Raw genomic sequence first — 15,496 nt, 5'->3', positions numbered from 1 at the left:
CCGCGCTGCACGGTCGTGCGCCGCGGCGTATGATCGACAATTCACGACGCTCGCGCCGGGCGCGCCGCTGGCGTTCGCGCGCCGCGCACACGCTGCTCCTGCACCGCGCCAGACGCCTCGCCCGAAGAGTTGCCGATGTCCGTCCCCACTGCCTCCCCGCGCGTCGACGCCGATGCGATCCGTTCCGTCGATACCGTCGACGCCGCGCTCAAGTCGCGCCGCGCGATCCGCGCATTCCTGCCGACGCCCGTGCCGCGCGACACGCTCGAGGCGATCCTCGAAGCCGCGAGCCGCGCGCCGTCGGGCACCAACATCCAGCCGTGGCGCGTGTACGTCGCGACGGGCACCACGCGCGACGCGCTCGCCGCCGCGCTCACCGCGGCCTACGACGATCCCGCGCGCGACGAGAAATACGTCGCCGAATACGACTATTACCCGCGCGAATGGGTGTCGCCGTATATCGACCGGCGCCGCAAGGTCGGCTGGGACCTGTACGGCCTGTTGAACATCGGCCGCGACGAGAAGGCGCGCATGCATGCGCAGCACGCGCGCAATTTCCGTTTCTTCGATGCGCCGGTCGCGCTGTTCTTCACGCTCGACCGCGTGATGACGTTGGGGGCCTGGCTCGACTGCGGGATGTTCCTGCAAGGCGTGATGACGGCCGCGCGCGCCCGCGGCCTCGACACCTGCCCGCAGGCCGCGTTCGTGCCGTTTCACCGGATCGTCGCCGAACATCTCGACATTCCGGCCAACGAGCAGCTCGTCTGCGGCATGTCGCTCGGCCATGCGGACCCCGACGCGATCGAGAACCGCCTCGTCACCGAGCGCGCGAGCGTCGCCGAGTTCGCGCGCTTTTTCGCTTGAAAACGCATGACGCGTCCTTACCTGTCGAGCAGGACCGCATCGTGCTGCGAACCCGTCGCGGCGCGTCCCGTCACATCGCGACCGAAATCGATCGGGCGTAAGATGTGCGTCCGTTCCCCGCTATCCCGCGTTTCCGGAGACGTTTCATGCTGAAACACGGCCTGGCCGTCCTGCTTGCGAGCGTCGTGCTCGCCGCCCATGCGCAGAGCCCCGCGCCGGCCGTCGTCGCATGGGAAATCCAGGTGGTGCGCGACGGTCAGACGATCGACACGTTCCAGCAAAACACCACCGTGGGCCAGTCCCGCACCGATACCCATCGCTATCCGTCATCCGTGCCGGTGGGCTGCGGCAATGCCGCGCGCGTCGTGCCGACCGAGCGCTCGCGCTCGGTGACGGTCGCCCCGCTCGCCGTCGACGCCAACGCGAACACCGTGTCGCTCGGGCTCGACGTGCAGGAAACGCTCGACGACGAAAACGCGACGCGCAGCGATCCGTGCGTGCCCGCGTCGCCGCGGCAAATCGTCGCGAGCCACCCCGGTCTGTCGGTCGGCGGCGAGGCGTGGACCGACTGGACGCTCGTCGAGCAGCATCCGCATCTCGTGTACCGCGTGCGCGCGCACGCCGCGAAGGACTGAGCGTCATGTCCGCCGACGCTCTCTCCCTGCCGTTCGCCGAACCGCACGCCGCGCCCGACGAAATCACCGCCGTCAGCTGGAACCTGCACAAGGGCCGCTCGCCGCTCGGCTTCACCGCGTGGAACGCGATGCGCGACTGGATGCAGTCGACCCACGCCGACGTGTATTTCCTGCAGGAAGCGATGGCGCGCCGCATGCCGCGCCCGATGCTCGCACCGGGCTTCGGCGCGCCGATGGACGACACGGTCGACGACGTGTGGCATTGCCAGGCCACCGAGATCGCGCAGGCGCTCGACTGGCAGATCGCGCTCGGGCCGAACGTGTTCAAGCCGTCGTGGCGGCACGGCAACGCGATCCTGTCGCCGCATCCGCTCGATCTCGGCGGCCGCTGGGACATCTCCGCGCACCGCTTCGAGCGGCGCGGGCTGCTCGTCGCCCGCGCGACGCTCGCGGGCGCCCGCCCGGTCACGCTGCTGTGCGCGCACCTGGCGCTCACGCGCGCCGCGCGGCTGCGCCAGATGCACTGGATCGCGCACTGGATCGTGCGCAACGCGGGCGACGATCCGCTCGTGCTCGCCGGCGATTTCAACGACTGGCGCAACGATTCGGTCGCGCTGTTCGGCGAGATCGGGCTGTCCGAGGTCGCGACGCTGCTCGGCGAATCGGGCCGCACGTTCCCCGCGTTCTCGCCGGCGCTCGCGCTCGACAAGATGTTCGTGCGCGGGCTGACGCCGCTCGAATGGCGTGCGCCGTCCGGCGAAGCCGCGTGGCTGTCGGACCACCTGCCGTACATCGCGCGCCTGCGCCTCGATCCGCAGTAGCGCCCGCGGTCCCGCGGCGCCCCCGGTCACGGCGCTGCCGGAGCACGCCGCAGTCGCCGTGACACGCGCAGCCGATCATGGAAAGCATGTTGAAAGGATCTGTTGCGCCAAATCCGCGCAGCCGCGGGGGTCAAGCCCGCGATCCGCGTCAACAGGGTAAAATAACGAGTTCCTCAAACGTCTGTCATCGAGAAGGCGCGTGTCCGACGCGCCGGCCGGCCGATCCGCGATCGGGCCGTCGCACTCGGTTTTTTGCCCGTTTTTGGGCCCGTTACACGCGTTCGCCACGCGCGTCCGTTTTCAAAGCCATGAGCAAATACGACACCGCCACCGTCCAATCCGTCCATCACTGGACCGACACGCTTTTCAGCTTCACCTGCACCCGTGAGGCGAGCCTGCGCTTCAACAACGGCGAATTCACGATGGTCGGCCTCGAAGTCGACGGCAAGCCGCTCGCGCGCGCCTATTCGATCGTCAGCCCGAACTACGAGGAGCATCTCGAGTTCTTCAGCATCAAGGTGCAGAACGGCCCGCTGACGTCGCGCCTGCAGCACCTGAAGGTGGGCGACACGGTGCTGATCGGCAAGAAGCCGACGGGCACGCTGGTCGCCGACAACCTGCTGCCGGGCAAGACGCTGTGGATGCTGTCGACGGGCACGGGCCTCGCGCCGTTCATGTCGATCATCCGCGATCCGGACATCTACGACCGCTTCGACAAGGTGATCCTGACCCACACGTGCCGCCTGAAGGGCGAGCTCGCGTACATGGACTACATCAAGCACGACCTGCCGGGCCACGAGTACCTGGGCGACATCATCAAGGAAAAGCTCGTCTACTACCCGACCGTCACGCGCGAAGCGTTCGACAACGAGGGCCGGATCACCGACCTGATCGCGACGGGCAAGCTGTTCACGGATCTCGGCGTGCCGGCCTTCTCGCCGGAAAACGACCGCGTGATGCTGTGCGGCAGCACCGCGATGCTGAAGGACACGACCGACCTGCTGAAGCAGGCCGGCCTCGTCGAAGGCAAGAACAGCGCGCCGGGTCACTACGTGATCGAGCGCGCATTCGTGGACTGATCGATCCCCGAATTTGTGCCGCATCAAGAACCGGAGCGAAAGCTCCGGTTTTTTTTCGTCCCTACTTGGCGAATTCGTAACAAACTGGGACCATTCCATCTCAAATAGTTACATTTGGATACGTCATCGCCCGGTGTTCGGGTGTCAGTGTTTTTCCTACAACAGGTTCATTCCGATTATTCACATTTACCCTTAAATGTCCGCCCGACATGACCTTTTCAGAAATTTTGAGATATTATTCGCCGCGCGTGGTTGCCGTTCGGATGAGAGTGGAAGGGTCGGATGCAAGTGTTACAAGACGTAACTTTTGTTACCTCGGCATGGAGCGATTCTCTGGCGGCGACCGTCATCGAAACGGCAGCCGGTGCACGCAACCAGCCGGTGTCTGAACCGCTTTCTGACAGCAGGGAGAGTCATGGATACGTCGCTTAACGCGCCCTCGGGCGCCCACGCCCCGTTCCCGTCGCGGCAGCGCATGCCCGGCTGCGCCGCGACTTCGCCCCTGGCCGACGTCGCATCGAAACGCGACGCGTCCGCCGCACGGATCGCGGCACTTTCCGCCCAGTTGCTCGCCGCCGACGAAGCGGCCCGCCGCCATCTGGCCGGCGAGCTGCACGACGGGCTCGGCGCCGAATTGACCGCTGCCCGCTTCGCGCTCGCAAACGTTCAAACGTGGCTGCCGGCCGATGCGCCGGAAGGCTGCCTGCGCGCGCTGGCGCTGGCGCAGCAGGCGCTCGACGCCGCGACCGACGCGAATCGCCGGCTGATCGACGAGCGCGACACGCCGGCGCTCGACGCAGGCGTGGTCGGCGCGCTGTCGTCGTGGATCGACACCCATGCGGCGCGCACCGGCCTGCGCACGAGCTTCGTGTGCGCGGCCGACGCGCGCCTCACGCAAATCGCCGGCGCCGGCGCGCTCGCGGTGTTCCGCGTCGCGCAGGAAGCGCTGTCGAACGTCGCGAAACACGCCCGCGCGACGTCGGTCGACGTGCGGATCGTCACCGACGGCACGCACCTGTCGCTGAGTGTCACCGACGATGGGACCGGTTTCGCGCGCAATCGCCGCAGCGGCTACGGCCTCGCCGGCATGCGCGCGCGCTGCGAGGCGTTCGGCGGCAGCTTCGAGACGGCCACGCCGGCAACCGGTCGCGGCACGCGCGTCACCGCGCGCTTCGCGTGGGATTCGCTGCTCGCGGTGCCCGTCGCGGCACGCCGCACGTCGCTTTCGTGAGGTCGCGATGAGCCTGAACATCCTGCTCGTGGACGATCACGCGATCGTCCGGCAAGGGATCCGCCAGTTGCTGATCGACCGCGGCGTCGCGCGCGACGTGACCGAGGCCGAGAACGGCGGCGACGCGATGGCGGCCGTCGACAAGCAGGAATTCGACGTGATCCTGCTCGACATCTCGCTGCCCGACACGAACGGCATCGAGGTGCTCAAGCGCCTCAAGCGCAAGCTGACGCGCACGCCGGTGCTGATGTTCTCGATGTACCGCGAGGATCAGTACGCGGTGCGCGCGCTGAAGGCAGGCGCGGCCGGCTACCTGTCGAAGACGGTCAACGCCGCGCAGATGATCGGCGCGATCCAGCAGGTCGCGGCCGGCCGCAAGTACGTGAGCCCCGCGATGGCCGAGGCGCTCGCCGAATACGTGTCGTTCGAGAACGAACCGCTGCCGCACGAGAAGCTGTCCGATCGCGAATATCAGACGCTCTGCATGCTCGCGTCCGGCAAGCGGCTCACCGATATCGCGAACACGCTGTCGCTGTCGGTGAAGACGGTGAGCGTGTACCGGTCGCGGCTGCTCGAGAAGATGCGGCTGTCCAACAACGCGGAACTCACGTTCTACGTGATGAGCAACCGGCTCGTCGACATGGCGCCCACGGCCGGCGCCTGAGCCCCCCCGGCCCATTCGAATTCGTCCGATCCCGCGACGCGGCGCACGCCGCGCCGCGCCCAACCGCGCCCGCTCCGGGCGCAAGCGCTTGTTTTATCGGACGATTCCACGGCGCACCGCGGCGCCGCAGCGGGGCTTGCACGCCAAATCAGCTAAAATTATGGGTTTTCACTCAGTCAACGCGCCGTGCCTGCGCGCGATGGCGATTCATCCGCAATGTCTCTCTTCCGCAAGAAAAACGTCGATCGCATGATCGCCGGCGCGCAAGCCGCCGGGCTCAAGAAAGCGCTCGGCGCGATCGACCTCACCTTCCTCGGCATCGGCGCGATCATCGGCACCGGCATCTTCGTGCTGACCGGCACCGGCGCCGTCCAGGCCGGCCCCGCGCTGATGCTGTCGTTCGTGATCGCCGCGATCGCCTGCGGCCTCGCCGCGCTGTCGTACGCGGAATTCGCGTCGACGATCCCCGTCGCCGGCTCGATCTACACGTATTCGTATGCAACGCTCGGCGAGCTGGTCGCGTGGATCATCGGCTGGGACCTGATGCTCGAGTACGGCCTCGCGTCGTCGGCCGTGTCGGTCGGCTGGTCGGGCTACCTGCAGTCGCTGCTGCAGGGCTTCGGGCTGTCGCTGCCGACCGTGCTGACGGCCGCGCCCGGCGCGGTGCCGGGCGTCACCACGTGGTTCAACCTGCCCGCGTTCCTCGTGATGATCGTGATCACGACGCTGCTGTCGATCGGCATCCGCGAATCGACCCGCATCAACAACATCATGGTGTTCATCAAGGTGTCGGTGGTGCTGCTGGTGATCGCGGTCGGCCTGTTCCACGTGACGCCCGCGAACTGGAAGCCGTTCATGCCGCACGGCTGGAACGGCGTGTTCGGCGCGGCCGCCGTGATGTTCTTCGCGTTCATCGGCTTCGACGCGGTGTCGTCGGCGGCCGAGGAAGTGAAGAACCCGAAGCGCGATTTGCCGATCGGCATCATCGCGTCGCTCGCGGTGTGCGCGGTGCTGTACGTGACGGTCGCCGCGGTCGCGACCGGCATCGTGCCGTCGGCCCAGTACGCGAACATCTCGCACCCGATCTCGTACGCGCTGCAGGTCGCCGGCGAGAAGTGGGTCGCGGGCTTCATCGATCTCGGCGCGGTGCTCGGCATGCTCACCGTGATCCTCGTGATGAGCTACGGCCAGACGCGCGTGATCTTCGCGATGTCGCGCGACGGGCTGCTGCCGGCCGCGCTGTCGCGCGTGCATCCGCGCTATGCGACGCCGTTCCTGACCACCTGGCTGGTCGGCCTGTTCTTCGGGCTGATCGCCGCGCTCGTGCCGCTCAACGTGCTCGCCGAGCTGATCAACATCGGCACGCTCGCGGCATTCTCGATGGTGTCGATCGCCGTGCTCGTGCTGCGCCGCACCCACCCCGAACTGCCGCGCGCGTTCCGCTGCCCGGGCGTGCCGGTGGTGCCGATCCTCGCGGTCGCATCGTGCCTGTTCCTGATGCTGAACCTGCAGCCCGTCACGTGGGCCGCGTTCGGCATCTGGCTCGTGATCGGCCTCGTGATCTACGCACTGTACTCGCGACACCACTCGAAGCTCGCGCACGGCCACCCCGACGCGCACTGAGCGCCGTCATCGCGCGCCGCCGCGGCGCGCGATGACGAACCCCACGCGGAACCGCCCCGGCTCCGCACGCCCCCTCTCCCGAACCCTCGGCCGCCGCGCGATCAGTGTCCGATCGTCGCGATCTCTTGCCCGATCGTCCGGATTTGCCCGCCCCCGCCGCCGCGCCGCCTGCACGCGCGCGCCGGGCGGTTCATAATCCGGCCATCGAATGACGGCGCCGCGCGACGGGCCGTCCGGCAACAGGAAAAAACGATGGAAAGCGTCGATCTCGATGTACTGAAATCCAGCGCGCGCTGGCTCGAAGAAGGGCGCCGCGTGCTGCTCGTGACGGTCGTGAAGACGTGGGGCTCGTCGCCGCGCCCCGAAGGCGCGATGCTCGCCGTGCGCGAGGACGGCCTGGTGGTCGGCTCCGTGTCCGGCGGATGCATCGAGGACGACCTGATCGCCCGCGTGCATGCGAGCGGCATCGCGGCCGATGCGCGCCCGGAAGCGCTCAAGTACGGCGTGACCGCCGAGGAAGCGCACCGCTTCGGGCTGCCTTGCGGCGGCACGATCCAGCTGGTGCTCGAACCGCTCACGCGCGACAGCGGGATCGCCGCACTGTGCGCGGAAGTCGAGGCCGGCCGCCTCGTCACGCGCACGATGACGCTCGCGACCGGCCGCGCGTCGCTGTCGCCCGCGCAGGCGACCGACGGGCTCGCGTTCGACGGCGAACGCCTCGTGACGATCCACGGGCCGCGCTACCGGATGCTCGTGATCGGCGCCGGCCAGTTGTCGCGCTATCTGTGCCAGATCGCGGTCGGGCTCGACTACCAGGTGACGGTCTGCGATCCGCGCGACGAATACACGGATGCGTGGGACGTGCCGGGCACGCGCGTCGTGCACACGATGCCCGACGACACGGTGCTCGACATGAAGCTCGATGCGCGTTCGGCGGTGATCGCGCTCACGCACGACCCGAAGCTCGACGATCTCGCGCTGATGGAGGCGCTGAAGACCCCCGCGTTCTACGTGGGCGCGCTCGGCTCGCGGCGCAACAACGCGGCGCGGCGCGAGCGCCTGCGCGAATTCGATCTGAACGAAGTGGAACTGGCCCGGCTGCACGGGCCGGCCGGCATCTACATCGGCAGCCGGACGCCGCCGGAAATCGCGATCTCGATCCTCGCGGAGATCACCGCCGCGAAGAACAACGTGTCGCTGCCGACGATCCTGCAGGTCGAAGGCGCGAAGGCCGCGCGCGAAATCGCGGCGAACAGCGGCGCGGCCTGCGGCCTCTGACCCGCGGCGGCGGCGGGCGATCACGCCCGCCGGCCGCTACCCCGGCGCGAACCACGCTCAGGTCAGGCTGGCGGCCAGCGCCGCGGCAACCGAACCGACCACCAGCACGACGCCGACCGTGCGGCGCTTGTTCAGCTCGGTCCACAGCAGCACGCCGGTCAGCGACAGCAGGATCAGCGAGCCCGCGATCGTATCCATCAGCAGCACCCAGCCGAGATTCATCCCGACACCGCGATGCAGGTTGTTCAGCGTCGTCAGAAACGTGTTGCCGGTGCGCTTCACCGACACGTAGCCGTTGCCGACCCAATACTCGGCCTGCAGGTTCTGGTGCGGCCCGAACACGCCGAATTGCCAGTGCTCGGGCTGCATCACGCGCTTGTCGCCCCATGCGACGGCCTGCGCGGGCTCCTTGCGCATGCGGCCCGGCTTGCCGTCGAAATGCAGCTCCTGCTGCAGCCACTTCGTCATCGCGGCGGGCGTCTTCGGCACCGGATCGGGCAGCGCGATCTGCATCTCCTCGACCTGCGGCTCGCCGGTCGAAATCTTCAGCGGCGGCGCGCGATGGTTCAGCAGCACGCCGGTCACGCCGAACAACAGCCCGAGCACCGCGCCCCACAGCCCGACCCAGCCGTGCACCTTGCGCAGCCACTTGATGAAGGTCGCACGACGCGAGCGCTGGCGGCGCGCGGCCAGTTCGTCGTCGCTCAGCGGGCGGCCCGCCGGGTGCAGCACGGTGACGCCGGCGCGCGGCATGCCCGTCTTGGGCGGGTCGATCGTTTCGGGCGCGTTCACGCGAAAGTATCCATTCGTTCAAAACGACGGGCGGCGCGCAGGGAGTGCGCGCCGCCCGGGCAGCATGAAAATGAGAATGGATATCATTACATAAATCGACCGCCGGCTCAATCCGTATGCATACGAAGCGACAAGGCCGGGGGCGCGCGAGAACGAGAAGGAAAGGCGTGCGTTGCCTTGCGATGACGATCGATCGAAGGCAGATACCGACAGAATGATCCCGCAAGCATCGGACAGCATTTCGTAATAAGCCGCCCGTCGGCGGGCCGTTCAGCGCAACGGCGGCAGCGGGAAACGCGGCGCGGCGTCATCCGGCGCGGGTTCGGCGCGATCGAGCGCGTACAGCCACGCGAGCAGGTCAGCGACCGCCTGATAAAGCTGCGGCGGAATCCGGTCGTCGAGATCGACCTGCATCAGCAGCGACACCATCTCCGGCGCCGTATGCACGTACAGCCCCGCATCGTGCGCGCGCGCGACGATCATCTCGGCGAGCACGCCGTAGCCCTTCGCGACCACGCGCGGCGCCGCATCGCCGCCTTTCGGGTCGTAGACGAGCGCGGCCGCACGCTTGCGGGACGTCGTGCTCATGGCAGCGCCTCGTCATCGTCACCCGGCACCCGCACGTCGGCGCCGCCGGCCGCGCCGCGCGCATACGCGGCGGCGGCCGCCTGCGCGGCGAACAGGTCGAAGCCGTCCGGCCCGTCGTCGACCGCACGGATCGACAGCCCGCCTACCTTGAGCCCCGAGCCTTCGAGCCGCTGCCGCAGCGCGGCTTCGTTACGCGTGAGACGGTCGGCGCCCGTCTGGTTCGCGCGCAGCCGCGCGACGAGTTGCGCGCCGTTCAGCACCAGCTCGGCATCGACCGTGCCGAGCGACGGCAGCGTCAGCGTCAGGCGCGTGCGCCACGCGATGCCGTCGCCCGCGTCGTCGTCCCCGCCGCCGCGCGGCGCACGGTGGCCGCGCTCGTCGGGTTCGATCGTCCAGTCGAGCCGCGCGCCGGGCCACGCCTCGCCGGTCCAGCGAAACTGGTCGGTCGCGAGCGCGTCGAGCTGTTGCCGAACGAGCGGCACGGCGGCCGGATGCACGGTCGCGAGCGGCGGCTGCGGATCGGGCGACGCGGCAGCCAGCTCGGCACGCGCGGGCGTCCAGCGCGCATCGGCGTGCGCAGCCAGCGGATCGGCCGGGTCGGACGGCAGCGACGCGCCCTGCCGGGCCGCCGCAAGTGCGGGCTGCGCGGGCTCGCGCGCGGGTGCGCCGCCCTGCGCCGGCGGTTGCGCGCTTGCCCGCGCGGCGGCCGGCAGCAGCGGGCGCTGCGCGAGCAGTTCATCGAGCACGTCGGGCGATGCGTGCGGGACGGCTTCCGGGTCGACCGGCGCGAGCGCGGTCGCGAGGCGTGCCTGCGGCTCCCGCATCAGCGCCGCGAGCGGACGCTGGCCGGCCAGCCACTGTGCGAGATGGGATTCGTAGAACAGGCCGCTTTCGCTCACGGCCTGCGCGAGCGCCGCACGCAGCGCCGCGACCGGCGGCGCGAGCGCATCGCGCGCGGCCGCGGCGGACGACGCTTGAGCCGAAGCCGGCGTGGCAGGCGCGGCGGGACCGGACGCCGCCGGCGCACGCGCCGGCACGGGCGTATCGGTGAGCAGCACGGCGGGATCGGCCAGCAGCGGCAGCCGGCCGACGATCGCCGGTGTCGCATCGCCGCCCGAGCGCGAGATCGCGTCGAGCACGCGCCCGACCTCGGACAGCGCGGTCTGCGTGGAAGCCGGCGGCGCGGCGGGCGGGCTGCCGGCCGGCGGCGCGGACGATGCGCCGGCGCCCGGCGTGCCGACCTGCGCGGTGGCGCCGCCGCCGGCGGGCGCCGAAACGGTGCCGGTCAGCAGGCTGTCGAGGCGGCTCGCCAGCAGCGCGGCCGCAACGGAGTCGATACCGGTCATGATCGGAGCCTGCTTATATCAGCCACATCGTTGCGAATCCGGGTGCGGCACGCAGGTGCCGCTGCGGGAACAGCGCGCGCCGCGTGCGGCACCGGGCCCGGACGCTTCGCACCCGTCTCCCGGAACCCGGCCCTACCCGCGCGCGCGGTAGAGATCGGTCAATACCTGGGTCGAGCGCCGCGCCTCGAACAGCGCGGACAGCCGCGCGACGTCCGGGCTCGCGAGATCGCGGATCGCGGCGTCGTCGGCCAGGATGCGGCGGATCAGGTCGAGCTTGCGGCCGAGATCCGATTCGTCGAGCGCGACGCCCGGATCGGCCTCCTTCAACCCGTCGACAAGCTGCATGAATTCGGCCTGCAACCCCGGCAACGCGCTCCAGTCGGCGCCGCGCGCGGCGCACAGCATCCGGCCCGACACGGCGGCGAGCGCCTCGTAACGCGCGAAGTATTCGGCCTTGTGATTCATCGTGATGCTTCCGCTACCTGTTGCGCGGCCATCCGCGCGACTTCCGGGGCGATGCCCGTCCATGCTTCCTCGAGCGTCGCGAGCAAGCCGTCGACCTCGACCAGCATCGCGTCGCTCGCCTGCGCGTTCGCTTCCAGCAGGCGCCGGCCGATATACGCGTACAGCGCATTGAGCCGGTCGGCGATCTCGCCGCCCGCGTCGCGGTTCAGCGACGCCTGCAGGCCGCTCTCGACGATCCGGATCGCCTTGCCGATCGCCTCGCCGCGCCCGGCCACGTTGTCCTGCTGCAGATGCATGCGCGCCAGCGCGATCGCCTGCCGCGCGCCCTGGTACAGCATCGCGATCAGCCGGTGCGGGGAGGCGCCCATCACCCCGGTCTCGACGCCGACACGCGCGTACGCACTGGCTCCAGCGTGTCCTGGGGAAAACATGCGCTTCTCCTTGTTATTGCCTGCTATACGGGAGCCGCCGCCGTGCGTTGCACGGCGCGGCCTTCACCGGAGTTATCGGAAGGGATTTGAAAAGCTTTAGGTGCGGGGGGCCGCCGCCGGGCCTGCGATGCCGGCTCGCCGGACTCGTTCGGCAGGCCCTGAACCGTCCGCGGATGACCCCGGATGCGCGTCGCCGGATGGCCGTCCCCTCACACCGACATCTGCATGATGTCGTTGTAAGCGCTCACTAGCTTGTTGCGGACCTGGAGCCCGAACTGGAAGCCGATATTGGCTTTCTGCATGTCGACCATCACGTCGTTCAGCGAGATGTTCGGCGCGCCGACCTCGAACGCCTTCGCCTCGCCGAGCGCGTGCTGCTGGTCGCCGCTGATCTTGTCGAGCGATGCCTTCATCGCGCTCGCGAACGTGCCGGCCGTCGCCGCGCCCGAGCCGGCCAGCGCCGCCGTCGGGCTCGCGACGCCGCCGGACGCCTGCGCGGCCATCGACTGCATCTGTTGCAACACCGAACCGATTCCGCTGACGTTCGCAGTCATGCTGTCCCCAGACATAGAGAAGAGACCCGGACGCACCGGGCGACCCGCCGGCGCCGCACCACGCGCACCATGCCGGATCGCGAAAAAGGATAGCAGCGCGGCGCGCGTCAAAGCCGCGAAAGTACGGGGGAAACCCCGCTCTTTTCGGTCGATCGGAGTGCGCCCCCGGTCACGATAATCGCATCGTGTCATTGTCCGCCCGCTCGTCCGAGCGAGCTCAGTCGTCCCGCTCCGGAGAAACTCGACGCATGGATTCGCAGGCCAACTCGCTGATCAACCCAGACGCCCGCGCGGGCCTCAGCCCGGCGCCCGGCGCCGCCGCGGCCGCCGCGTTGCCGGGCGCGGGTGGCGCAGGCGCGGACTTCGGGCTGGGCGGCTTCGCGGAACGCATTCCCGGCATCTCGCGGATGAAGGGCAACCCGAAGCTGCCGTTCGTGATCGCCGTCGCGTTCGCGATCGCCGCGATCACCGCGCTCGTGCTGTGGAGCCGCGCGCCCGACTACCGCGTGCTGTACAGCAACCTGTCGGACCGCGACGGCGGCGCGATCATCGCCGCGCTCCAGCAGGCAAACGTTCCCTACAAGTTCGCCGATGCCGGCGGCGCGATCCTCGTGCCGTCGAACCAGGTGCACGAGACGCGCCTGAAGCTCGCCGCGATGGGGCTGCCGAAGGGCGGCTCGGTCGGCTTCGAGCTGATGGACAACCAGAAATTCGGCATCAGCCAGTTCGCCGAGCAGATCAACTACCAGCGCGCGCTCGAAGGCGAGCTGCAGCGCACCATCGAATCGATCAACGCCGTGCGCGGCGCGCGCGTGCATCTCGCGATCCCGAAGCCGTCGGTGTTCGTGCGCGACAAGGAAGCGCCGAGCGCGTCGGTGTTCGTCGACCTCTACCCGGGCCGCGTGCTCGACGAGGGCCAGGTGCAGGCGATCACGCGGATGGTGTCGTCCGGCGTGCCCGACATGCCGGCCAAGAACGTGACGATCGTCGACCAGGACGGCAACCTGCTGACCCAGACCGCGTCCGCTTCCGGCCTCGACGCGAGCCAGCTCAAGTATGTGCAGCAGGTCGAGCACAACACGCAGAAGCGCATCGACGCGATCCTCGCGCCGATCTTCGGCGCCGGCAACGCGCGCTCGCAGGTCAGCGCCGATCTCGATTTCTCGAAGATCGAGCAGACGTCGGAAAGCTACGGCCCGAACGGCACGCCGCAGCAAGCCGCGATCCGCAGCCAGCAGACCAGCAGCGCGACCGAGCTCGCGCAGGGCGGCGCGTCGGGCGTGCCGGGCGCGCTGTCGAACACGCCGCCGCAGCCGGCCTCCGCGCCGATCGTCGCCGGCAACGGCCAAAACGCGCCGCAGACCACGCCGGTCAGCGACCGCAAGGACCAGACGACCAACTACGAGCTCGACAAGACGATCCGCCATACCGAACAGCCGATGGGCAGCGTGAAGCGGCTGTCGGTCGCGGTCGTCGTCAACTACCAGCCGGTCGCCGACGCGAAGGGCCACGTGACGATGCAGCCGCTGCCGCCCGCGAAGCTCGCGCAGGTCGAGCAGCTCGTGAAGGACGCGATGGGCTACGACGAGAAGCGCGGCGACTCGGTGAACGTCGTGAACAGCGCGTTCTCGACCGTGAGCGACCCGTACGCCGACCTGCCGTGGTGGCGCCAGCCCGACATGATCGCGATGGCGAAGGAAGCCGCGAAGTGGCTCGGCATCGCGGCGGCCGCGGCGGCGCTGTACTTCATGTTCGTGCGCCCGGCGATGCGCCGCGCGTTCCCGCCGCCCGAGCCGGCCGCGCCGGCGCTCGCGGCGCCGGAAGACGCGGTCGCGCTCGACGGCCTGCCAGCGCCGGACAAGGCGGCGGAGGAACCGGACCCGCTGCTGCTCGGCTTCGAAAACGAGAAGAACCGCTACGAACGCAACCTCGACTACGCGCGCACGATCGCCCGCCAGGATCCGAAGATCGTCGCCACCGTCGTGAAGAACTGGGTGTCCGATGAACGCTGAAGGCTTGACCAAGAGCGCGCTGCTGCTGATGTCGATCGGCGAGGAAGAGGCCGCGCAGGTATTCAAGTTCCTCGCGCCGCGCGAGGTCCAGAAGATCGGCGCCGCGATGGCCGCGCTGAAGAACGTCACGCGCGAGCAGGTCGAGGACGTGCTGCAGGACTTCGTGAAGGAAGCCGAGCAGCACACCGCGCTGTCGCTCGATTCGAGCGAGTACATCCGCTCGGTGCTGACGAAGGCGCTCGGCGAAGACAAGGCCGGCGTGCTGATCGACCGCATCCTGCAGGGCAGCGACACGAGCGGCATCGAGGGCCTGAAGTGGATGGATTCGGGCGCGGTGGCCGAGCTGATCAAGAACGAGCATCCGCAGATCATCGCGACGATCCTCGTGCACCTCGACCGCGACCAGGCCTCGGAGATCGCGTCGTGCTTCACCGAACGGCTGCGTAACGACGTGCTGCTGCGGATCGCGACGCTCGACGGCATCCAGCCGGCCGCGCTGCGCGAACTCGACGACGTGCTGACGGGCCTGCTGTCCGGCAGCGACAACCTGAAGCGCAGCCCGATGGGCGGCATCCGCACCGCGGCCGAGATCCTGAACTTCATGACGAGCGTGCACGAGGAAGGCGTGCTCGAAAGCGTGCGCCAGTACGACGCCGATCTCGCGCAGAAGATCATCGACCAGATGTTCGTGTTCGAGAACCTGCTCGACCTCGAGGACCGCGCGATCCAGATGGTGCTCAAGGAAGTCGAGTCGGAAACGCTGATCGTCGCGCTGAAGGGCGCGCCGCCCGCGTTGCGCCAGAAGTTCCTCGCGAACATGTCGCAGCGCGCGGCCGAACTGCTCGCCGAGGATCTCGACGCGCGCGGCCCGGTGCGCGTGTCCGAAGTCGAGACGCAGCAGCGCCGCATCCTGCAGATCGTGCGCAACCTCGCCGAGAGCGGCCAGATCGCGATCGGCGGCAAGGCGGAAGACGCGTATGTCTGATTCGGCGAGCGATCGCGTGGGCACCCTCACCGCGTACCAGCGGTGGGAGATGGCGTCGTTCGACCCGCCGCCGCCCCCGCCCTGTCTCTTATACCCATCTGACGCTGCCGACGACTTAATAGGTGTAG

Annotated in this window: 16 protein-coding genes; 10 read left to right on the top strand and 6 right to left on the bottom strand. The window is 69.0% G+C overall.

What is annotated here, in order from left to right; translation table 11 throughout:
• Positions 1-135 precede the first annotated feature (135 nt).
• From H0X90_RS30620 to H0X90_RS30585, 8 genes are all read left to right on the top strand, one after another.
• Entirely contained in the window at positions 136-864 is a 729-nt protein-coding gene (locus H0X90_RS30620; protein ID WP_060267893.1) for a nitroreductase, read from the top strand.
• Between the two features lie 146 nt (positions 865-1,010).
• Positions 1,011-1,499, top strand: coding sequence for a hypothetical protein (locus H0X90_RS30615; protein ID WP_077189599.1), 489 nt, complete (start codon positions 1,011-1,013; stop codon positions 1,497-1,499).
• Between the two features lie 5 nt (positions 1,500-1,504).
• Positions 1,505-2,320, top strand: a complete 816-nt coding sequence (locus tag H0X90_RS30610; protein ID WP_006482036.1) for an endonuclease/exonuclease/phosphatase family protein — start codon at positions 1,505-1,507, stop codon at positions 2,318-2,320.
• Between the two features lie 308 nt (positions 2,321-2,628).
• Positions 2,629-3,399, top strand: a complete 771-nt coding sequence (locus H0X90_RS30605) for a ferredoxin--NADP reductase (protein ID WP_006482027.1) — start codon at positions 2,629-2,631, stop codon at positions 3,397-3,399.
• Between the two features lie 415 nt (positions 3,400-3,814).
• Positions 3,815-4,630, top strand: a complete 816-nt coding sequence (gene rqpS, locus H0X90_RS30600) for a quorum system sensor histidine kinase RqpS (RefSeq protein WP_043204981.1) — start codon at positions 3,815-3,817, stop codon at positions 4,628-4,630.
• Between the two features lie 7 nt (positions 4,631-4,637).
• Positions 4,638-5,294 carry a response regulator transcription factor RqpR gene (gene rqpR / locus H0X90_RS30595; RefSeq protein WP_006477530.1) on the top strand — a complete coding sequence of 219 codons (657 nt, stop codon included), beginning with the start codon at positions 4,638-4,640 and terminating at the stop codon, positions 5,292-5,294.
• A 216-nt stretch (positions 5,295-5,510) separates the two neighbouring features.
• Positions 5,511-6,917, top strand: coding sequence for an amino acid permease (locus H0X90_RS30590; protein ID WP_006492936.1), 1,407 nt, complete (start codon positions 5,511-5,513; stop codon positions 6,915-6,917).
• A gap of 252 nt (positions 6,918-7,169) precedes the next feature.
• The gene (locus H0X90_RS30585) at positions 7,170-8,195 is read left to right on the top strand and encodes an XdhC family protein (protein ID WP_006482029.1); all 1,026 of its coding nucleotides are present in this window, start codon (positions 7,170-7,172) and stop codon (positions 8,193-8,195) included.
• 57 nt (positions 8,196-8,252) lie between these two features.
• Here the strand turns inward: H0X90_RS30585 and H0X90_RS30580 are convergent, their stop codons facing one another.
• The 6 genes from H0X90_RS30580 to fliE form a co-directional block, all read right to left on the bottom strand.
• Positions 8,253-8,987 (bottom strand): PepSY-associated TM helix domain-containing protein, encoded by a 735-nt coding sequence (locus H0X90_RS30580; protein ID WP_077189600.1) that lies wholly within the window; start codon positions 8,985-8,987, stop codon positions 8,253-8,255.
• Positions 8,988-9,257: 270 nt separating this feature from the next.
• Complete coding sequence (locus H0X90_RS30575; protein WP_058901893.1) at positions 9,258-9,575, bottom strand: EscU/YscU/HrcU family type III secretion system export apparatus switch protein; 318 nt, start codon at positions 9,573-9,575, stop codon at positions 9,258-9,260.
• Positions 9,572-10,921 carry a flagellar hook-length control protein FliK gene (locus H0X90_RS30570; RefSeq protein ID WP_077189601.1) on the bottom strand — a complete coding sequence of 450 codons (1,350 nt, stop codon included), beginning with the start codon at positions 10,919-10,921 and terminating at the stop codon, positions 9,572-9,574. The genes H0X90_RS30575 and H0X90_RS30570 overlap by 4 nt, the downstream gene beginning before the upstream one ends.
• Positions 10,922-11,053: 132 nt before the next feature.
• Complete coding sequence (locus tag H0X90_RS30565) at positions 11,054-11,386, bottom strand: flagellar protein FliT (protein WP_006486993.1); 333 nt, start codon at positions 11,384-11,386, stop codon at positions 11,054-11,056.
• Positions 11,383-11,817 (bottom strand): flagellar export chaperone FliS, encoded by a 435-nt coding sequence (gene fliS / locus H0X90_RS30560; protein ID WP_006486995.1) that lies wholly within the window; start codon positions 11,815-11,817, stop codon positions 11,383-11,385. Before fliS ends, H0X90_RS30565 begins: the two co-directional genes overlap by 4 nt.
• A gap of 209 nt (positions 11,818-12,026) precedes the next feature.
• Positions 12,027-12,371: a flagellar hook-basal body complex protein FliE gene (fliE, locus tag H0X90_RS30555; RefSeq protein WP_006486991.1), complete on the bottom strand. Its 345-nt coding sequence runs from the start codon at positions 12,369-12,371 to the stop codon at positions 12,027-12,029.
• A 248-nt stretch (positions 12,372-12,619) separates the two neighbouring features.
• Here fliE and fliF point away from each other — a divergent pair, with 248 nt between their 5' ends.
• Both fliF and fliG read left to right on the top strand, forming a co-directional pair.
• Positions 12,620-14,383 (top strand): flagellar basal-body MS-ring/collar protein FliF, encoded by a 1,764-nt coding sequence (gene fliF, locus H0X90_RS30550; RefSeq protein WP_006495531.1) that lies wholly within the window; start codon positions 12,620-12,622, stop codon positions 14,381-14,383.
• Complete coding sequence (gene fliG, locus H0X90_RS30545) at positions 14,373-15,368, top strand: flagellar motor switch protein FliG (protein ID WP_006484813.1); 996 nt, start codon at positions 14,373-14,375, stop codon at positions 15,366-15,368. Before fliF ends, fliG begins: the two co-directional genes overlap by 11 nt.
• Positions 15,369-15,496: the final 128 nt, after the last annotated feature.

The organism is Burkholderia sp. 9775_39 (genome assembly GCF_015712225.1).
Lineage (GTDB): Bacteria > Pseudomonadota > Gammaproteobacteria > Burkholderiales > Burkholderiaceae > Burkholderia > Burkholderia cenocepacia.
Note: the sequence above shows the minus strand (reverse complement) of the source record. Positions and strands in the feature narration are given on the sequence as shown.